The sequence below is a fragment of the Enterococcus sp. AZ167 genome, from assembly GCF_051714025.1.
GTDB classification, from domain to species: domain Bacteria; phylum Bacillota; class Bacilli; order Lactobacillales; family Enterococcaceae; genus Enterococcus_D; species Enterococcus_D casseliflavus.
On sequence record NZ_JBIORB010000001.1, the window covers coordinates 1,270,654 to 1,290,636 of the forward strand.

Genomic DNA, 19,983 nt, shown 5'->3' on the forward strand with positions numbered 1-19,983 from the left:
GATTATTCTTTGACGCCACCAATTGTCAGACCACCGACAAAATACCGTTGGAAGAATGGATAGGTGATCGCAATCGGTAAGGTTGCAACAACAACGATTGCCATGCGAGCAGTTTCGCTTGGCAAAGCGGCCAAACCTCCTTGGATCTGGGCAGCCATACCAGAGCTTTTGGCTAGATAGTCCAAGTTGCTTTGAATCCGCATCAAAAGTGCTTGTAACGGCACTAAAGAGTCTTTTTGAATATACAACAATGCATTGAACCAGTCATTCCAATAGCCAAGAGCGGCAAATAGACTGATCGTTGCGATCCCTGGAACGGCTAACGGCAACACGATGGACAGAAAAATCTTCATTTCGCTGGCACCGTCGATGCGCGCAGATTCTATAATACTATCTGGTACCGTCTTTTTAAAGAAGGTCCGCATAACAAGGATATTAAAAGGCCCTAAGGCAAGGGGTAAAATCAACGCCCAAATCGTGTCTTTCAATTGGATCAAGTTGACCATCACTAAGTAATTGGCAACCATCCCTGGCGCAAACAACATGGTGATCAAAGCGAAGATCGTAAAGAAACGACGGAATGGAAAATTTGAGCGAGAGATGACATAGGCATATAGCGAAGTCATCGTTGCATTGACGAAGGTACCAAAAACAGTGATAAAAATAGATACGCCAAATGCTTGGAAAATTTTGCTGCTCATTTGTCCGCTAAACAGGTAGGTATACGCTGCGAACGAGAATTCTTGTGGCCAAAAGCGATAGCCATTTTCTGCCAAAGAGGTTTCACTGGTCAATGAGATCGCGATCACAAAGAGAAACGGCAAGACACAGGAAATCGCGAACAGACCGATCACGATATTAAAAATCAGGTTGACCGTTGGGTTAAAGGAGCGGATCTCGACTTTCGTTACTTTTTTCTTCATTTATCCATCCTCCTTAGAATAATGCTGAATCTGGTTCTAGTTTACGAACAACCAAATTCGCTGTTAGTAATAATAATGCCCCAACCACTGATTGATAAAGGCCGGCAGCTGCGGTCATCCCGAAGTCGCCTGTGGCAGTCAGTCCATTATAAATGTACGTATCTAAAACGGAGGTGACTTGGTACAACGCCCCAGAGTTTCGTGGGACTTGATAGAAAAGTCCGAAGTCGGCACGGAAGATCCCACCGATGTTCAAAATCAACAAAACAGAAATCATTGGAATCAGCTGTGGCAACGTCACATTTTTGATCTGCTGCCATTTGCTGGCGCCATCGACCATCGCGGCTTCGTAATACGTCTGATCGATCCCGACCACTGACGCATAATAGATGATGCTGTTGTAGCCTAAGCTCTTCCAGACATTCATAAAGACGAAAATAAACGGCCACCATTTCGGATCAGCATACCAGTTGATTCCTTCACCGCCCATACCCGTGATCCATTGGTTGATGATCCCTTTGTCTGGACTCAAAAAGGCATAGACAAAGTACGAAATAACCACCCAAGAAAGGAAGTACGGCAACAGGGACATCGTGTGATACACTTTTACCAAGCGCTTATTGCGCAGCTCACTCATAATAATGGCAAAGGCAATCGCAAAGAATAGGTTGAATGCTAAAAATACGATATTGTAGAGTAGGGTATTTCTAGTGATCAGCCAAGCATCATTGGATGCAAATAAAAATTTAAAGTTATCAAAGCCGACCCATGGGCTTTGTTTCAAACTGGCAAAAAAGCCGTCTGGTGAAATGTGGAAATCTTTGAACGCCACCACATTTGCGAATACAGGTATATAGAAAAAAAAGATAAACCAGACAACACCTGGCAAAGCCATCAATATCAATGCTTTGTATTGCCAGACATTCCTCCAAAACCCCTTTTTCTTCACATCTCATCATCTCCTTCATGCTACTAGAATAACGCTTTCATCCCTAAAAAATAAGGAACAAACTAAAGATAAAATGAAACAAATTAAAGGTCTTTGTTTATATTTTGTTTTTATTCTCTAAAAACCTGAAAAACGTCCTACCTTTTGCAAGATAGGACGCTTCATTGATTTGTTTTTTATGAATGATCAGTCGACAAAGCCGTTTTGCTGAATCACTTCGTGGAACCACTCACCAGACTTTTTGATGGTCCGTTTTTGGGTAGCCAAATCGACAGCAATAAACCCGTAACGATTTTTGAATTCATTCAGCCAAGACCAATTGTCCATGCAGGTCCACATGTGATACCCGCGGCACTGGCTGCCTTCTTGGATCGCTTGGTGAACATACCGCAAATGATCTTTGATAAAGGTGATGCGGTACTCATCTTGGATCTGACCGCTGGCATCGATAAAGCGTGTTTCATCTTCGACCCCCATGCCGTTTTCTGAAATATAACAGGGGATATTGCCGTAGTTGTCTCGTAGGTTGATCAAGGTATCATAGATGCCTCGTTCATAGATCTCCCAGCCTCGATGGGGATTGATTTTCTTTTCTGGCCAATCATACACATCGAAGTAATCTTCTGGCATTGGTGTGTCCGCTGTTTTGGCAGAACGCTTTTGCTGCACCCGCCGTGGCTGATAATAGTTGACCCCCAAGAGATCGACCGTGTTTTCTTTAATGATCTGCAAATCTTCTGCCCTGGTTTCTGGCATGATCGCCAACTCGTTTAAGACAGCGATCAATTCTACAGGAAAGGTGCCTTTGACCGCTGGATCTAAGAAGGATCGGTTAAAAAAGGCATCTGCCAGTTGCGCCGCTTGGACATCTTTTTCATCGTTCGGATCTTTCGGATAAGTCGGTGTCAAATTCAAGATGATGCCGATTTCGCCTGATTGCTGAGATTGACGGAAGCGTTGGATCGCTAAGGAGCTGGCGAGTGCTTCATGGTAGCCGACTTGCACCGCATGTGCCAAGTTGATTTCTGCTGGGTAATGCTGTTGATACAAATACCCCATCTCCACTGGCACGATCGGTTCATTTTGCGTGATCCAATGACGGACTTGATCACCGAACAACTCAAAACACAAAGCAGCATAATCTGCAAATGCTGTGACAGTCTCGCGATTGAGCCAGCCGCCTTCTTTTTGCAGTGCCATCGGCATATCAAAATGATACAAATTGATGAAGGGTTCGATGCCATTTTCGATCAAAGTGGCGAAGTACTCGCGATAAAACGCCACCGCTTGTTGATTGACCGCCCCTCTTCCTTCTGGCAGCAAGCGACTCCACTGGATCGAGGTTCGAAAAGAATTAAAGCCGATCTCTTTCATCAACGCCACATCTTCTGGGTAACGCTGCAGCAGCTGGACGGTATCTTTTGGTCCCCGTTTTTGATAAAAACGTTCTGGCTCCGTTGCGTACCAATAGTCCCAAATCGAATCACCTTTGCCATCATCGGCCGTTCGTCCTTCAGTTTGCGGACCGCTGGCAGCAGCTCCCCACCAAAAATCTTTAGGAAAATACAGGTTAGTCATGGGCAGTCACCTGCTCTTTGCCTAACAAGAGACAGCCGATAATCCCGCTTTTGTTCGGCAAGCCCCAAGTGACGATGTAGTCTTCCACTGGTGGTGTCTCCATATAGCCTGCCATTTGTTTTTGGAAGGCTTGTTGGATTTGAGCGAGTAGATGCGGCTGATTCATGACCCCACCGCCTAAAATGATTTTCTCAGGTGCTAAGGTCAACGTGATATTGACCAGCGCTTGCCCTAGATAAAAGGCCTGCAACCCCCAAATCTCGTGCGCTTGCGGCAAGTCTTGTCCTTTGATCCCCGTATGTCCTTCTAAAGAAGGCCCTGCGGCTAATCCTTCCAGACAGTCGCCGTGATACGGGCATGTACCAGCATACGTATCTTCACTGTGACGTTTGACATAGGTATGACCGATTTCTGGATGACCGATCCCCTCGAAAATCTTTCCTTCACGAACGACTCCTGCGCCAATGCCGGTTCCTACTGTCAAATAGACACAGCTGTCTTTGCCTTGCGCCGCTCCTTGGCGTAATTCCCCATAAGCGGCAGCATTGACATCTGTTGTCCAAGCAAATGCTGTCTCTGGGTAGCGCTTCTTCAATGCACCGAGAAAATCGAACTGCTGCCAGCCCTGTTTCGGCGTCGCTAGTATGTGGCCATAGGTCGCTTGGGTTGGATCGATCCCGATCGGACCAAAGGAACCGACCCCTAATGACACGAGATCGTAGGGATCGAAAAAGGCAAAGATCGCCGCTAACGTTTCCTCCGGTGTTGTCGTTGGGATCGACTCTTGGGCGATGATCGTCAACTGTTCATCGGCAACGGCACAAATCATTTTTGTGCCGCCGGCTTCAATTCCTCCATAAACCATCATTTCTCACTCCTTTACTCCAATGGTACGAATTTCATATGGGTGTAATTGCTGATTGACGGTCGATGCTTGTTCTTCCTCTAAAAGGTTCAACAGACAGAGCGTCGCCTGCTCTTTTTGCACGTGAAAGGCAGTGGCTCGATCCGCCAAATTATAGCCCCGCAAAACGATCTGCTGGTCTTGGCGATTGCGTTTTAAAGCGGTGATAGCTACCGTCGTTCCATGAGCTTCCATGTATTGGTTGCTGCTGGCTAGCTTGCCTTGATGCTTGTCGGTCTGACTTGCCGTCCAAGGAACTTGGGCAGCTTGTGCTTGGCGATACGTTTCATAACGTTCTTCAGGAGCCCCATGAAAGGCTACACCGTATTCAAAGGTGTGGCTGCCTAAGCATTGCGCTTCTGGTGTTGGGAAGTAGCCCCAATCGCCTAGCTCTCCCGTACAGCGCAACAAGGTCAAGCAGATCTGATCCTTCACGATTTCATATTCGTTCAAACCAAAATTAGAAACCGTCATGCCGCCAGTTTCATCATGCAAGTTGACAAAGGCGTGCTGATGCTGCGGATTTGTTGGGTTTTCCCAATGACTGGAAACCTGATTCGGCCGTTTTACGACTTCATAAATGCTGTCAGCTTCATGGAAATCCGTGATGATCCCTGTTGGGAATAACACTCGCAGTCGGTGATCTTTGCTTTGGTTGTTGACGGTGGTTTTAAATGCCAGGCGGTTGCTGGTTCGTTCTAAACGGATCTCCGTCTCGATCTTGAAAGCAACCAATTCTTGACTCCGCTGTGCCTTACGGAAACGGAAATCGACGACAGCTTTTTGTTCTTCTAACAAACGGTCATCTGCTGAAACGGGAATCTGCAATTCTTGCGTCAGTCGCACGATCCCCACCAGTGGATCGTTTTGTTCGATCGTCACGTGATGCGGAAATTGTGTCGATAAGATTGCTTGATCCCCTTCTGGTTGTTTGAAGATGTACTCATTGGCGATATCCCCCACATCCTCGAAAACCAGTAAATTGCGATACGTTTTTTGGGTTACTTTGTCTGTAATCGTCAAGCTGCCGTTTTCAGTAATGACGGCTTCCAAATGTGCATTGGCAAGTTTGCGCCCTCCTTCTGAAACGATCGGGGCGCTCTCTACTGGCGTAGCGGCTTTTTCTACTAGGGCAAAGGTCTGCCATGAAAATTCTGGCAACTGATTTGCTTCAACTTGGACCTTGACAAAGCGTTTCATGAAAGGAATCCGAAAAGCATCTTTAGGCAATTCATAGTCAAAAAGAACCTCTTCTTCACTAATGATCGCAGCAACAGGGTTCCCCTCTTCATCGATCACCGAATAAGAACCTTTTGGCTTCGCCAACAATTCGTGGTAAAGCTTGCTTGGCAATCCTTCACGGAATGTTTTACGCTCAAGTTCGATCACGAATTCCACTAAACCAGAACGGGTGCTGCCAGTGGTGTTGAAGACCACGAAAGGGCGACTCTCCTCAGGAAACTGGCTCGTGTCGATGGCGGCTACTAAATTGCGTAACGCTTCATCTGCCACGAACTTGCCGATTTCATTGGCTTTTTCAAAGCGCGGCATCATTTCTCGGTGTACTTCGTCCACTGAACAGCCGCAGATACTGTCGTGAGGATGATTTTGCATCAGGGTTTTCCACGCATGATCCAACATATCGTGAGGATAGCTGCCGCTTGCTTCATAAGCCATAGTTGCTAATGGCTCCGCAACATTTTCTAATTGGCGGGAAACCTTTGTATTCCATTGTTTTAGATAAACTCGGGAAGAGGCGGTATTGGCTAGAGTATACCAACCATCGGTTTCTTGACTGGTCAATTCACCTGTGACAGTTCCTAGGTCATCTGGCAGATCTGCTTGCACCGCTTCAAGGTATTCGGTAAAGCTGGCGTGTTTGAATTCATACTCTGGGAAAAGCTCGTTGGCTGTACGAATCGCTGCCGAAATATCTTTTTGGACAGGTTGATGATCGACCCCATTCATCATTAAGTAATGATTGGTGGCTCCAAATTTTTCTACATCTTGCAGTTTTTGTGTCCAAAAAGCTTTGGCTTCTGCTTTATCCACTGGAATCTCATTGCCATTGGAGTACCAGTTGGCAAAAAGTAGACCAAAGATTTGACTGCCATCTGGACCTTCCCAATGCATTTCAGAATATTGGGAAGTAAATTGATCATCGGGTAAAACTTCGTTGTCAAAGCCGATCGGTTTGACGCCACGCCCAAATGCAGCACTTTCAAGATTGGCTTGTAGCATCATTTGCGGAGTTTGTCCCATATTGCCGAAGGTATCTGGGAAATACCCCAACATAACGGGGGTGCCCCACTTTTTGCTTTCTGCCATTCCAATCAGCATATTACGGGTGTTTGATTCGGCACTGATCAAAAAGTCATCTTGCAAAATATAAAACGGACCGATCTGTAATTTCCCTTGTTTGATGGCCGCTTTGACCGCCTCGCGTTTTTCAGGCCGCACTTCTAAATAGTCATCCAAGATGATCGTCTGTCCATCTAGATGGAAGCTGTGGAACTCAGGGTCATTTTCAATTAATTCTAAAAGATCATCCATCAATTCCACTAGCCGCATGTGATGCTGTTCGTAAGGCATGTACCATTCCCGATCCCAGTGGCTGTGTGAGATGATATAAACTTGTTTCTTCATTGATTTTTACTCCTCGCTGTTTGCGTCGTTGGACTGCTTTTTGTGTCACTCGAATGGTGGTGGGTCGTGCTGCTTATTTTTCCACTCGGATATCGAAATAATCCATAACCAATTCACAAAACATCATGTTCGCCCACGAGAACCATTCTCTCGTGTATTGCGAAGGATCATCGACATCGAACCCTTCATGCATCAAATTTGTACCCGCATCTGTCGCCACTAACTGATCCAAAATTCGTTTCTTTTCTTCTTTGTCAGTGGTGGTCATCCCTTCCATTGCCATGGCGATCGGCCACACATAATTTTCTGGCGTATGAGAGCTACCAATGCCTTTGGCGTATTTCCCTTCATAGAAATACGGATTTTCACTGCTCAACAACGTTTTACGGGTTTGAAGATAAAGGGGATCTTCCATGCTGCCATACCCCAAGTAAGGGGCGGCAATCAAATTCGGCACATTGCTGTCATCCATCAGGGTGCCATTGCCGAATCCATCCACTTCATAGGCGTAGACTTCTTCGCCAGCTTGGTTCGTGGTCAACCCATATGCTTTAATCCCTGCTTCGATATCTGCTTGCAATTTTTTCGCTTGTGCCACGATCGCTGCATCTTCTAAAACCGTCGTAAAGATTTCTTGGATATAGCCTAAGACCACCACCGCAAACATATTGGAGGGAATCAAATAGCCGTATTTGCAGGCATCATCACTTGGTCGAAAGCCTGACCAAGTCAAGCCGACAGGTTTCACTGGTGCGCCTTTGCCGCCATGAGTCAAGGTATCTTCTTTTCGCCAGGTATCCCGTTCAAAGCGATATGGAGATTCCTCATGATTTTGTTCTGTCACAAACACCTCCAAGGCTTTTTTGATGCCCGTTACAAAATCATCATTGAACTGATCGGTTCTGCCTGTGTTTTTATATAGCAGATAGGCCAGTTGGATCGGATAGCATAGAGAGTCGATCTCATATTTGCGTTCCCAGATCCAATCGTTCATTTCAGTATCGTCTGTTTGGTGGCCAGCGCCATTGGCTGATTCGTTAAAGGCATTTGCGTAAGGATCGATCGTAATATAGTAGAATTGCTTTTTAACTAACCCGCTGATCATGCTTGCTAAGTCTTCATCTTCTTTAGCGATCACCAAATACGGACGAACTTGTGCAGTGGAATCTCGCAGCCACATGGCTGGAATATCCCCCGTCAGTAAAAAGGTCGTGCCATCCTCATGACGCTTGACCGTCGTTAATAGTGTATTGGCAAAGGCTGCGTTAAAATTTTTCGCCCAATCGGCATGCGTTTCTCCGCATAGATCCGTAATCGTTTCCATAAATGTTGTTACTGAAGTTGGTATTTCTTTATAAACCATTCCATCACCTTCCCTGATTTGATATATCAATTTACGAACCTAGTATATCATGAATTAGTTGAATGTCTAGCGCTTTTTCAAAATAATTAAAGGGTTTTCATTTTTATTGGTTTATGGTATGCTAACAAATATGATATATCAAAAGGGGTTTTCTTATGAAACAACCATTATATAAAAAAATTTACGCGGAGCTTCACGAAGCCATCGTTGAAGGGCGATTAGCGCCTGGCAGTCGTGTCCCTACTGAAAAAGAACTATCTGAACAATACCAAGTCAGTCGGATCACCTCTAAAAGAGCCTTGACGGAACTGGAACAAAATCAGCTGATCTATCGCGTGCAAGGCAGCGGCAGCTTTGTCCGAGAATTGAAGGAAAAAAAAGCGACTGGACGAATTTTGTTTGTCTTGCCCTTTGCCAATGATCTCTCTTTAGGAAACTTTACCGAAGGCATTTACCCCGTGATGCAAGAACACGGCTTTGAACTTTTGATGACACCAGTGGATTATTTGGAAAAAACGACGGCAGCTGAGCTGATGCAAGAATTCGACGGCCTGATCTATTACGCCAGCAATACGTTTTCTTACTATGACTTGCTGTTCGAATGTGCTGAAAAGCACTTTCCTATCGTGACCTTAGATAAAAAGCTGCATGAGTTTAATTTTCCAGCGGTGATGCCAGATAACTTTCAAGGTGGACAGCTAGCCACAGAGCATTTACTTGCGTTGGGGCATCACCGGATCGCTTATATTTTTGGTGATACCCATCATCCGCAATCCGTCCGTCAGCGTTATCTAGGTTACATCGATGCGCTGAAAAAAGCCCAAAGAACCTTTCGCACCAAGCTCGACGACACGGCTGCCAGCATCGCAAATGCGCTTGCCTACTTGGAAGAACATCAGGTCACGGCAGCCGTCTGTGAAAATGACTTGATCGCCATTGAATTGATGCGTGCTTTGCGCCAAGCAGATTTGCACGTCCCTGCCAACATTTCCCTAGTTGGTTTCGATAATATCCAAGCCGCAGCCCTCGTTGATCCAGCACTAACGACTATCGGGCAGAATTTTGCCGAGATGGGGCGCTTGGCAGGAAACCAAGTGATTGAGAAAATCAACGCTGCGAAGGCAGCAACCCCAGTACCAACGGAGACGACCACCCATCTAGTGGCGGTTTCTTTGATCAAAAGAGAATCAACCCAATTAAAGGAGTGAACCAAGTGAACGTATCAATGATCGACACACGACACGGAACAGACAACCAATATAGTTTTTCCCACGGCAACTGCCTGCCTTATACAGGGGTTCCTTTTGGCATGAACTACTTTGCCCCGCAAACCAGCGATCAACGCGGCAGTTGGTGGTTTCATCCAGAAGATCGAACCTTTCAGGGCTTTCGCATCACCCATCAGCCTAGCCCATGGATGGGAGATTTCAGCCATCTGACGATGCTGCCGATAAACGGCACGCTTTCTGAAAATACCCTTTTCCATGCGCAAAGCTCGTATCGTCCCGAAGAAAGCACCTTTAATCCAGCCTTTCTTAAAATCAAGACGCAGCGGTATTTAACAACAACGACTTTGATCCCCAGTATGTATGGCGGTGTGCTGACTATTGAAAACTGCGGGGATCAGCCAGGTCTTGGCTTGTCACTGCCGGGTGACTATGTCTTAGAACAGTTGGATGAACAAACAGTGGCTGGTCAACTGATCGTATTTTCAGGGTGCGAAGATGAACGCTTCACCTTCCATTTCGTCTATCGTTTTGAAACACCCATCACGGCGATCGAAGGTGCCTTGACAGGCAAAGAAGCCTTCGTCGTTCTCCGCTTTGGGGCTTGCCAAACACAAACGATCCGTTTTGCGACCTCGTTTCTCAGTCGCGAACAAGCTTGTTTGAACTTGCAACGGGAACAGCAATGGGCTCCTGCCGATTATCTGGCTTCTGTCCAACAGCAATGGAATCATTTTTTGCAAAAAATCGAGATTGAGCATCACGATCAAACACAAGTTTCTACTTTTTATCATAATTTTTATCGCTTATTCTTGTTTCCTCAAACCTTCTTCGAAATCGATCAAGAGGGCCGCAAAATGCATTGGGATACCTTGGCAAAAGCAATCAAACCAGGACCACTGTATACAAACAACGGCTTTTGGGATACGTATAAAACTGTCTACCCGCTCTTTTCACTCTTGGCTGTCGAACAATTGGAAGACATGCTGGAAGGCTTTTTGAACAGTTATCGCGAAAGCGGCTTTTTACCAAAATGGCTATCGCCAGATGAGCGTGGATTGATGCCAGGGACGCTGATCGATGCCGTGATCGCTGATGCCGCAGTAAAAGGCATTCGTCCTGATTTGATGCCCGAATTTTTAGCAGCGATGAAAAAAGGCGCCACCGTCCAAAGTGAAAATCCCAATTATGGTCGGCGCGGCACGACGGACTATTTGACTTATGGGTATGTGCCATTGACGCATCATGAATCGGTCAATCACACCCTTGATTATTGTTACAGTGATTTTTGTATTTCACAAGTCGCGCAACAGCTGGGTGACGAGCAAGCAGACTATTATCAGCAGCAATCGCAAAACTACCGCAACATTTTCGATCAGGAAACTGGCTTTATGCGGGCAAAAGATCCCGATGGTGCCTTTCGTCCAGAATTCAGTGACATACGCTGGGGCTTAGATTATGCAGAAGGCAGTGCGTGGCAAAGCAGTTTTGCTGTTTACCATGATTTCGCTGGCTTGATCGCCGAACATGGCGGCAAAGCGGCCTTTGAAGCAAAACTGATCGACTTGTGCAATCAAGAACCTCGCTATACGACAGAAGGCTACGGCTTTGAGATCCATGAAATGAGTGAGATGGCCGCACTCGATTTTGGTCAGCTGGCGATCTCCAATCAGCCAAGCTTCCACTATCCGTATCTATTCAGCTATTTGGGCAAACCAGAAATGGCACAGCCCTTGATCAAGCAGCTATTGACACAATGCTTCAATGACTCGCCCAAAGGCTTTCCTGGCGATGAAGACAACGGTAGCATGGCTGGTTGGTACATTTTCAACTCCTTGGGCTTTTATCCAGTCACACCAGGGACGGGGGAATATGTCATCGGCATGCCATTATTTGATCAAGCAACACTACATCTTGCTTCAGGCAAAGACTTAGTGATCAAGAGCACGCCCAATGCGCCGCAACAGCTCTTCGTGGATAAAATCACATTGAACGAAGAACCCTTCGAGCGATTGTTTTTCACCCACCAAGAATTGACTGCCGGTGGTACATTGAACTTCCAGCTAGGTATCGTCCCTCGCAGCAAAGAGTGGTCAGCCGATGCCTATCCTTATAGCGTCAGTCAACCACATGCATAACGAAAAAACCGCTCCTTAGCAACAGGCAGCACTCTACTTTCAGTCAAATGAAAGTACGTGCTATCCCTGCTAGGGAGCGGTTTTTTTATTGGTTCATTTGTAGCGGTAACAGACGTTCGATGGTTTTCAGCACGCCATTTTCATCGTTTGACTTGGTCACAAACGCTGCGGCTGTCTTGACTTCCTCAAAGGCATTGCTCATGGCGAAACTAAACGTGCCAGCTGCCATCAACTCCAAATCGTTCAAGCCATCGCCGAAAACCATTGTCTCTTCTGGTGTGACGTGCAGCAATTCTTGCAAGTGTGCCACAGTCGTTCCTTTGTGGACGCCTTGATTGGTGATATCGATCCAAGCGACTTCCGAAGCCACGATGTAGGCGTCGTTTGTAAACTCGCCTAACTGTTGGACATGCTCAAAGCAACGTAGTTTGGGATCAAAAATAGTGAGCTTCACAAAATCTTCGGTGATGGTTTGATAATCCGCCACCGTTTTGACCACCCGATAAGAGCCGCGAACTTTCTGGGCATCTGCTTCATTGGTCGTTTCCGCAATGTACGCCGCAGTCGGTGTACAGGCGATGATCACATGATCTTGCGCAATCGCAGCGAGCTTCGCAATGATCCGCCGCCCTAATTCGTTTGGCAGCAGTGATTCAAAGATGTATTCGCCTTGATGTTTGATGCGGGTCGCGCTATCCCCAAGAATCCAAACATCCGCTGCTGCTTCACCAAACAGTTCTTCCACTCGTTCACACTGTTTGCCGGTACACGCAGCAAAAGCAACACCCGCTTCTTTCATTTGTTGGCTGACTTGTTCATAATAAGGCCGATCAAAACTGCCTTGGCTGTTCAAAAATGTGCCGTCTAAATCTGTGATGACTAATTTGATCATACGTTTCTCTTCCCCTCTACCTCGTGTCCTCTTTATGGCGAATCACTTAATTAACATTGTTAATTAAGTATACTTATTTTCAAGTTTTCCGTCAAGTCAGTCTTTTAAAAACTTTACATCGTTCCATCCCGTCGGTATACTTAATTAAATCACTTCATTAAGGAGAACACCTATGGCTTCTACCACCCATTCCATTCGCCAGCAAAACAAACAGCTGGTTTTAAAAACCTTATTTCAAAACGGGGCATTATTCGCCTCCGATTTAGTAAAAAAAACCGGCATCAGCATGGTCACCATTAACTCATTATTAAAAGAATTGTTGGCAGAGGGGGAAATCACTAAAGGTCCGCTGGAGCAAAAAGAGCTAGGGCGGCCTGCCGTGACCTATCAGCTAAACCAAGACCGAGGCCATTCTCTTTTGCTTAGTTTTATCGATCACGATGGTTCCTTGGCTCTTTGGTCCATGCTGATCGACCGCAAGGGAAAGGTTTTGGCAAAACACGACCAGCCCTTTCCTGATGTTGCCCCTCATCGCTTTCAAGAATGTGTAACGAACGAGCTAGCATTATTTCCCTCTGTGGAACAGATCGCCCTCTTTTTACCAGGAAAAATCAGTGGAGGAACCGTGACTTCCAGCTGGTATGAAAAATTTAATGGCTGGCAGCTGGCAGCCCTCGTGGCAGAGGTCACTGCACTGCCCTTCTACTGTCAAAACGATGCCCATATTTTAACGATCGGCTATTGCATCGCCCAACAGATCTCCTTGCAGCAAACCATCGTCGGCATGTACAATCCCGAAAAAAGCATGCCTGGTATCACGCTCCTGGTCAATGGTGCGCTTTTAGAAGGAAAAGATGCCCTAGCGGGAGAGGCAAAATTTTTGCCCGGCTACTTGGATCAAGGGGCACCGCAAGACCGCACGGCTTTGGTTCAGCGCCTGACAAGCTTACTGCCATTTTACAATGCAGCTTTTGCCCCCCACTGTATCATTTTAGCCAGCAGTGATGCAGTAAAAACCGATCTCTTAGACGCGATCCAAAAAAATCCATTACTGCAGCAACAACCCAATCAGCCTGCTTTCCATTATATCGATGCTATCGAGGAAGCCATGGTGCTAGGCATGCACTGGCTGATTTTCCGCAAGACACCTTTTGACTTAGCCCGTTGATGACACAAAGACCATAGAATAATTGAGGCGGTGTGATATGAAAATAGCTATCATTGGTGCTGGTCCTCGTGGACTTTCACTTTCAGAACGACTGATCGCTCATAGCAAACAAAACAAACAAGCCATCGACTTGCTGCTGTTTGATCCCTTTCTTCCTGGGGCAGTTTGGCGCACGGACCAATCGGCGGATCTGCTATTGAATTCTGTAACCAGTCAAGTCACCCTTTTCACGGATGACACATTAAGCACCGGCGGTCCCGTGGTCAAAGGACCTACCTTATACGAATGGGCAGTGACAGAAGGGAAACATTTCGCAGCCACGCATGCCCCTGAGCTCGTTGCGGAATGCACAGCACTTGATTCACTTGATCCTAACGGGCATTGCTCGCGGGCGTTATATGGCCTCTATCAGCAGTGGTTTTATCAGCAGCTATTAAAAGAGCTGCCTGAATCCATTACCGTCAACCATCTGTCAGACAGTGTCAGCTCCTTGACCCCTCTTTCCAAAAATCGCTACCAGTTGACGACGGCTCACCACACATTTCTTGTTGATGCCGTCGTCTTAGCTACAGGCCATTCGCAAGCCCAACTGTCAGCAGCAGAACAACGATTGGCGGCGGCCGCAGAAAATAATGGCTGGTTTTATGCACCACCAGCCAATGCGGCAGATACGGATCTAACGGCGGTGAAAGCTGGCGAACCTGTAATTTTACGGGGACTAGGACTTGCCTTTTACGATTACGTCACCCGCTTGACCAGCGGTCGGGGCGGCACCTTCGTCAAAGTCAATGGATCCCTCGTCTATCAACCTTCTGGTGAAGAACCACAAATCATCGTAGGTTCTCGTCGGGGTGTCCCGTATCATCCTCGTGGCCGCAATCAAAAAACACCGACGCAGCAGCGAAAGCCCGTTTTTTTGACCCCTGAACGCCTCGCTGCTTGGCAAGCAGCCAAAACGGTTGCTGGCAAGACCCTGCTCTTCTATTTAAAAAAAGAGGCAGAACTCGTCTATTATCAGACGCTGCTTTTAGAAAAACAGCTGCTGGACAAAGATCAGCTTGCCGCTTTTACCGCCGCCTTTGTTGCCTCTGAAGGATCTGAAGACTTGCTGAAAAAATGGCAGCTTCCTACGACGGAGTGGTGGTCATGGCAACAATTAGCCGACCCCTTTGCTCAGAAAAAGCAACAGTCGTTGCAAGACTTTTTCATTGCACTATTACGTACCCAAATCCAAGATGCCGAAAAAGGCAATCTAACAGGACCTATCAGCAGTGCCTTGGAAGTCTTCAAAGACCTGCGGGACCCGATTCGGTTTGTTCTCGATCATCAGCTAATGCCAGTACAAGACTTGAAAACACTCTTTTGGCAGTCTTTCGTTCCCTTGAACAGCTTTTTATCGATCGGTCCACCAGTTAGGCGCCTTCAGGAACTGGTGGCATTGATGGAAGCGGGAGTGGTGACCTTACTAGGTCCTGACATGACTGTTGAGATCGAGGAGGCTTACTGTACGTATTCAAAGCGATTTGACGACACACGCTATCACGCGATGCAACTAATTGAGGCTCGCATTCCATCGACAGCGATTCGTCGAACCAACAATTCCTTGTTGCGGCAACTGCTAAACGATCGGATTATTCACCCGCACCAGTTGGCGATCCCCAATGAGGTGCCTTTTGAGACGGGTGCGATCGCCATCGATCCTGAGACCAATCAGATCCTTGGACCAGATGACCGCCCTTACCCTACCCTCTATTGTTTTGGGATTCCCACAGAAGGCATCCACTGGCTGACGGCTGCCACTGCTCAGCCAGGAACCGATGCTTGGAATTTACGGCAGGCGGACCAGATCGCCGCTGACCTCTTGCACCACACCTTCTAGTCGCTTCTGTTCTATCAAACGCAAACTTCCGAGGAAACGCTTCGGAAGTTTTTTGTTTTTCTTTCGCAAATCCGCAGAAAGGATTTCTCTTTTTTGAATATTCTTGAAATTTTCTTTAATTGTTACACGAAAATTGCGACAGTCCTAGAAAACCGTTACAATGGAAGAAACGAACGTAGGGAGGTTATCAGATGACCGCTGAATTACAAAAAATAGATGCCTTGATCGCAGAAGTGGAAAAAGTGATTTTAGGCAAACGAGATGTGATCCAATTTACCGTGGCTGCGCTGCTTGCTGGCGGACACGTTTTATTCGAAGATATCCCTGGTGTTGGGAAAACGATGTTGGTCAAATCGTTAGCCAAAGCCATTCAAAGTGACTACAAACGGGTACAGTTTACCCCAGACCTTTTACCTAACGATGTGTTAGGTGTGTCGATTTTTAATTCCCAAAGCCACCAGTTCGAGTTTCGTCCTGGCCCGATCTTCACCTCCGTCCTCTTGGCAGATGAGATCAACCGAACCACACCAAGGACGCAAGCCTCACTCTTAGAAGCCATGTCAGAAAATCATGTCACCATCGACAATCAAACGTACCCATTGAGTCCCCACTTTTTTGTTTTAGCCACGCAAAATCCAATCGAGTATGAAGGAACGTATCCTTTGCCTGAAGCCCAATTGGATCGTTTTTTGTTCCGCCTGCATATCGGTTACCCAGATTTTCAAGATGAGCTCGCCCTCTTGACTGGAAAACGACAGCAAAGCTTGGATCAGATCCAAACCATTTTACATGCTGATGAAGTGACCGCTTTAAAAGCGATGGTCGATGACGTGTATGTCGATGAGCGGGTCGCCCGTTACGCATTGCAGCTGGTTCAAGCGAGCCGTCAGCATAATGCCATTGACCTTGGTATCAGCCCTCGTGGTGGGATCGCCTTCTTAAAAGGGGCCAAAGCGTTAGCATTGACGGAAGGTCGGACCTTTGTCACGCCGCAAGACTTGCAGCGAATTTTACCAGCAGTCTTCGGTCATCGTTTATTACTGAAAGGTGGCGTTCATGCCAGCACGGAGACCCTTTCAGACTTGATGAAACAGATGATCCAACGAGTGCCTGTCCCAACGAGGAGATAGCGATGAAGAAAAAGAAGCTTGAACGCCTGCTGCGCCTCCTGTTGTTTAGCGCTGCCTATTTTCTGCTGCTGGCTTACTGTGGGATCTTCAATAATAATGCTGGCTGGAGCCTTTGGTTTTTACTGACTTTGTTATTGTTGCTTGATGCAGTATTCTTGCTCCCCTCCCTCAAGAAGGTTCAAATCATTTTAGAAGAATCGATCCAAGCTGAAACACACACAGCGATCACCTTACCGCTGCAAGTCTTCAAGTATCGCCCGACGCTGCTGCCGCTGGTCGATTTCACCTTACAGTTTGACGATCGTTTCAAGGAAAGTCATCACAGCGCCTTTTATCGAGGCAATCTGATTCGGCTGCAGCTGCCTTGGACCCCAAAGGAGCGAGGCATCTATGAAGAATTGCCCGTTCAATTGTACAGCCATGATCTCTTTGGCTTTTTTGAAAAAAGCTACGCTGCAGTTGCGAAACAATCGATTTTGATCCTGCCTAAATTGGCGCCAGAAGCCGTTACCCTGCTGCCATTTTTTAAACAGCAAGTCCGCAGCCAAACCCACAGAGAACCCAATTTTTCTATTCGACAGTTCCGTCAATACCAGTTAGGGGATTCCTTAAAAAATATCGATTGGAAATTATCCAGCAAACAACAGGAATTGATCTATCGCGAACGAGAACATGAAGAAGAACAAGACATCGTTCTGCTCTTTTGGGGAGAAGATCATCCTGCTTTTGAAGAGACTTTGACACTGTTTTATTCGATCCACCATTTCTCGCAAAATCAACGACTTTTTCAGCCGCTCTTGATTGGTGACGGATTGACTTCTCCTTACCAAACGGATGCCGCTGCCTATGCCCAGATCCTTCCCTTCGAGAAAGTTCCTGAAGGGGTACCGCTTTTGACTGGTAGCCATCTTGTCTTCATTACCCCGGTTTTTACCCCACAACTGGAAGACTACCTCAGTCAGTTGGAAGCAAAAAACAGCTGCCAAGTGTTTACCTACGCTGATTTAATGAGGCAGTTGAATAAACTTGAGGAGGCGGTAGGATGAGATTTATTAAGAAAGCGCTGATTGGTCTTCTGACCTTTCTCAGTCTATCACTGGTGATCTTGCCGTTTATCGCAGTTTATGACCTTGGCAATCAGTTCACCCTTTTAACTTATGCCTTTAGTGTCTGTTTGATTTTGACCGTGGTGCCGAAAGTCCATTACAGTTTGCCTTTGCTGGCAGCCGCTTGGCTGATCGTCTTGTATCGGATCTTTCCTTATGGGACTGCCTTTTCTTTTGATTGGCTGCTGCGTTTTTGGATAGACCTGCACCGTGCCTTTCAAGAAATCCTCAGCGGTGAAGTCGGCTATATCACCGAACTGGCGGCGGTGACATTGATCGTTAGTTGGGTTTTGTTTTTAGCGATCTTACCGATCGCTTATCAACGCTTTTTCTTGATTTACGCTACCATGATCGGCTACTTGCTAACAGTCGTGATTTTTAATCAATTTGATCTGACGTGGCATTTGATGGGTATTTTTCTTTGTGCCTTGGCTTCTTCACTGATCCAGCGCAGCGTCTTTCAATCCAGTCAAACGATCGCTCCCTGGTTCGCTGTGATGCTATTGATTGGTGGATTAGCCGTCACTGCTGTCTACTTGCCGCAAACGAGCCTGCGGGAACAGTTGGCAGCCCGTTCCACGCCTATACGGACAAATCTGAATCAGCTGGGTTTTTATCAATTTATTGAAGAACATGGCACGCCCAGCGGCTCTCGCACTGGATTCAGTGAAAACGACCGTCAATTAGGCGGACCACTACTGGATGATGCGACGATTTTATTTGAAGCGCAACAAGAAACCCCGCATTACTGGCGGGTGGAAAGCAAAGATTTTTATTCTGGTAAGGGCTGGATCAGTACGAGCCGCGAAGAGGCTCGCTTAGAAGCAGAGGCCGTCACGATCGCGGATCAAAGCTATCAGCAAGCCTATCTTGAGAACGAGTCTGTTCGGGTCCAATTTCAAAACCATGGAGACTATGTCCCATTGCCCTATGGACGCAGCACGTTGTCCCTTGAAAACGGTGCTCGCGGTTTTCAGATCAGCGACGCCATCCAGCGGGTCGATCTCATTGATCCACTCCCAGACACCACCTTGACCCTCGATTGGGACCATCCAGATTTTGCCGCAGAAAATCTCCAAAATCTGCCTTTGATCTATCCGGATTCTCCGATCGATTATATCCAGTTACCCGATTCTTTGCCGCAGCGGGTACGAGATCTCGCAGCTGAGATCACCGCTGACAGCAACAGTCTGTTTGATCAAGTCACGGCGGTTGAAAGCTATGTGAAAGATCCGCTCGTATTCCGCTATTCCAAAACCGATGCCGTCGTGCCTGCAGAAGAGCAAGATTATGTTGATCAATTTTTATTTGAATCACAAGTCGGCTACTGCGACAATTTTTCCACAGCAATGGTCGTGCTACTACGGAGTTTAGAGATCCCTGCTCGCTGGGCAAAAGGCTTTTCTCCTGGATCTCCTGCAACAGAAAACGGCATTACTACCTATACCGTTCGCAACTTGAATGCCCACTCATGGGTGGAAGTCTACTTTGGCGGCTACGGTTGGGTACCTTTTGAACCGACCCCTAGTTTCCAAAATCCAGATCGTCCCGTGTTGACTCAAGAATCTACTAGCTCCGAAGAAACACCGACCGCTAGCAGCGAAACAACACCATCGAGCAGCAGGGAAACAGAAAGCAGCGAAACCACGACCAGCAGTTCTGCAACAGCCGCGGTTACCGATGACGTTTGGTTGACTGAGGAGTTGAAACAAACGCTGCGCAATGGCTTCTTTGGAGGCTTAGCTATCCTAGGACTTGGCCTGCTTTTCTATTTCCGCCATTCGTTTTTCCGTATTCATTTATGGTTGATCTGCCGCTTTAACAAACAGCCGCTAGTTGCTGCCTATCCTTTGTTTTTGCGGCAAACGACGAAAGTTCTGTACCGTAACGAGGCGGAGCCGTTGATCGATTATGCCCAACGACTCGAAGCATTCTATCCACTGTTCCATGGTGATTTTATCCGCTTGACGCAGCAATACGAAGCCTACCTTTACAGCCAAGAACAGCCGGCTGGTCAAGAAGCCTTCTTGAAGCAAGTCGCTGCCCAAATCAGTCAGCTGAAAAAAATCAACTAAGCAGTG

14 protein-coding genes are annotated in these 19,983 nt (G+C 46.8%); 7 read left to right on the plus strand and 7 right to left on the minus strand.

Translation table 11 applies throughout. From position 1 onward, the window contains the following. Window positions 1–2: 2 nt before the first annotated feature. From IGJ05_RS05950 to IGJ05_RS05975, 6 genes are all read right to left on the minus strand, one after another. Window positions 3–923, minus strand: a complete 921-nt coding sequence (locus IGJ05_RS05950) for a carbohydrate ABC transporter permease (RefSeq protein ID WP_005225516.1) — start codon at window positions 921–923, stop codon at window positions 3–5. Window positions 924–936: 13 nt separating this feature from the next. Next, window positions 937–1,818, minus strand: coding sequence for an ABC transporter permease (locus tag IGJ05_RS05955; RefSeq protein WP_086294872.1), 882 nt, complete (start codon window positions 1,816–1,818; stop codon window positions 937–939). 240 nt (window positions 1,819–2,058) lie between these two features. Continuing rightward, window positions 2,059–3,450 (minus strand): glycoside hydrolase family 1 protein, encoded by a 1,392-nt coding sequence (locus IGJ05_RS05960; protein ID WP_231472406.1) that lies wholly within the window; start codon window positions 3,448–3,450, stop codon window positions 2,059–2,061. Continuing rightward, window positions 3,443–4,318: an ROK family protein gene (locus IGJ05_RS05965; RefSeq protein WP_438725097.1), complete on the minus strand. Its 876-nt coding sequence runs from the start codon at window positions 4,316–4,318 to the stop codon at window positions 3,443–3,445. Before IGJ05_RS05965 ends, IGJ05_RS05960 begins: the two co-directional genes overlap by 8 nt. 3 nt (window positions 4,319–4,321) lie before the next feature. Next, window positions 4,322–7,000 carry an alpha-mannosidase gene (locus IGJ05_RS05970; RefSeq protein ID WP_081116589.1) on the minus strand — a complete coding sequence of 893 codons (2,679 nt, stop codon included), beginning with the start codon at window positions 6,998–7,000 and terminating at the stop codon, window positions 4,322–4,324. Between the two features lie 73 nt (window positions 7,001–7,073). Then, window positions 7,074–8,363 (minus strand): glycoside hydrolase family 125 protein, encoded by a 1,290-nt coding sequence (locus IGJ05_RS05975; RefSeq protein WP_081116588.1) that lies wholly within the window; start codon window positions 8,361–8,363, stop codon window positions 7,074–7,076. A 155-nt stretch (window positions 8,364–8,518) separates the two neighbouring features. On the opposite strand from IGJ05_RS05975, the gene IGJ05_RS05980 reads away from it, so the two are divergent. Beyond that, complete coding sequence (locus tag IGJ05_RS05980; RefSeq protein WP_010747776.1) at window positions 8,519–9,571, plus strand: GntR family transcriptional regulator; 1,053 nt, start codon at window positions 8,519–8,521, stop codon at window positions 9,569–9,571. A gap of 5 nt (window positions 9,572–9,576) precedes the next feature. Then, window positions 9,577–11,727 (plus strand): GH92 family glycosyl hydrolase, encoded by a 2,151-nt coding sequence (locus IGJ05_RS05985; RefSeq protein ID WP_081116586.1) that lies wholly within the window; start codon window positions 9,577–9,579, stop codon window positions 11,725–11,727. 85 nt (window positions 11,728–11,812) lie between these two features. Here IGJ05_RS05985 and IGJ05_RS05990 read toward each other — a convergent pair whose 3' ends face one another. Further along, window positions 11,813–12,619: an HAD-IIB family hydrolase gene (locus tag IGJ05_RS05990; RefSeq protein ID WP_081116585.1), complete on the minus strand. Its 807-nt coding sequence runs from the start codon at window positions 12,617–12,619 to the stop codon at window positions 11,813–11,815. 172 nt (window positions 12,620–12,791) lie between these two features. On the opposite strand from IGJ05_RS05990, the gene IGJ05_RS05995 reads away from it, so the two are divergent. From IGJ05_RS05995 to IGJ05_RS06015, 5 genes are all read left to right on the plus strand, one after another. After that, complete coding sequence (locus IGJ05_RS05995) at window positions 12,792–13,787, plus strand: ROK family transcriptional regulator (RefSeq protein ID WP_081116584.1); 996 nt, start codon at window positions 12,792–12,794, stop codon at window positions 13,785–13,787. 37 nt (window positions 13,788–13,824) lie between these two features. Beyond that, window positions 13,825–15,666 carry an FAD/NAD(P)-binding protein gene (locus tag IGJ05_RS06000; RefSeq protein ID WP_315036722.1) on the plus strand — a complete coding sequence of 614 codons (1,842 nt, stop codon included), beginning with the start codon at window positions 13,825–13,827 and terminating at the stop codon, window positions 15,664–15,666. Window positions 15,667–15,857: 191 nt separating this feature from the next. Then, window positions 15,858–16,796 (plus strand): AAA family ATPase, encoded by a 939-nt coding sequence (locus IGJ05_RS06005; protein ID WP_005225502.1) that lies wholly within the window; start codon window positions 15,858–15,860, stop codon window positions 16,794–16,796. Window positions 16,797–16,798: 2 nt separating this feature from the next. Continuing rightward, window positions 16,799–17,842, plus strand: a complete 1,044-nt coding sequence (locus IGJ05_RS06010; protein ID WP_315036726.1) for a DUF58 domain-containing protein — start codon at window positions 16,799–16,801, stop codon at window positions 17,840–17,842. Further along, a complete protein-coding gene (locus IGJ05_RS06015) occupies window positions 17,839–19,977 on the plus strand; it encodes a transglutaminase-like domain-containing protein (protein ID WP_375847751.1) in 2,139 nt (712 codons plus the stop codon). The genes IGJ05_RS06010 and IGJ05_RS06015 overlap by 4 nt, the downstream gene beginning before the upstream one ends. Window positions 19,978–19,983 lie beyond the last annotated feature (6 nt).

Coding starts and splice junctions, on each gene's coding strand:
- IGJ05_RS05955 (WP_086294872.1), bottom strand. CDS start 1,818: ATGGCTTTGCCAGGTGTTGTCTGGTTTATCTTTTTTTTCTATATACCT.
- IGJ05_RS05965 (WP_438725097.1), bottom strand. CDS start 4,318: ATGATGGTTTATGGAGGAATTGAAGCCGGCGGCACAAAAATGATTTGT.
- IGJ05_RS06010 (WP_315036726.1), top strand. CDS start 16,799: ATGAAGAAAAAGAAGCTTGAACGCCTGCTGCGCCTCCTGTTGTTTAGC.
- IGJ05_RS05980 (WP_010747776.1), top strand. CDS start 8,519: ATGAAACAACCATTATATAAAAAAATTTACGCGGAGCTTCACGAAGCC.
- IGJ05_RS06015 (WP_375847751.1), top strand. CDS start 17,839: ATGAGATTTATTAAGAAAGCGCTGATTGGTCTTCTGACCTTTCTCAGT.
- IGJ05_RS05990 (WP_081116585.1), bottom strand. CDS start 12,619: ATGATCAAATTAGTCATCACAGATTTAGACGGCACATTTTTGAACAGC.
- IGJ05_RS05995 (WP_081116584.1), top strand. CDS start 12,792: ATGGCTTCTACCACCCATTCCATTCGCCAGCAAAACAAACAGCTGGTT.
- IGJ05_RS05975 (WP_081116588.1), bottom strand. CDS start 8,363: ATGGTTTATAAAGAAATACCAACTTCAGTAACAACATTTATGGAAACG.
- IGJ05_RS05960 (WP_231472406.1), bottom strand. CDS start 3,450: ATGACTAACCTGTATTTTCCTAAAGATTTTTGGTGGGGAGCTGCTGCC.
- IGJ05_RS05950 (WP_005225516.1), bottom strand. CDS start 923: ATGAAGAAAAAAGTAACGAAAGTCGAGATCCGCTCCTTTAACCCAACG.
- IGJ05_RS05970 (WP_081116589.1), bottom strand. CDS start 7,000: ATGAAGAAACAAGTTTATATCATCTCACACAGCCACTGGGATCGGGAA.
- IGJ05_RS06000 (WP_315036722.1), top strand. CDS start 13,825: ATGAAAATAGCTATCATTGGTGCTGGTCCTCGTGGACTTTCACTTTCA.
- IGJ05_RS06005 (WP_005225502.1), top strand. CDS start 15,858: ATGACCGCTGAATTACAAAAAATAGATGCCTTGATCGCAGAAGTGGAA.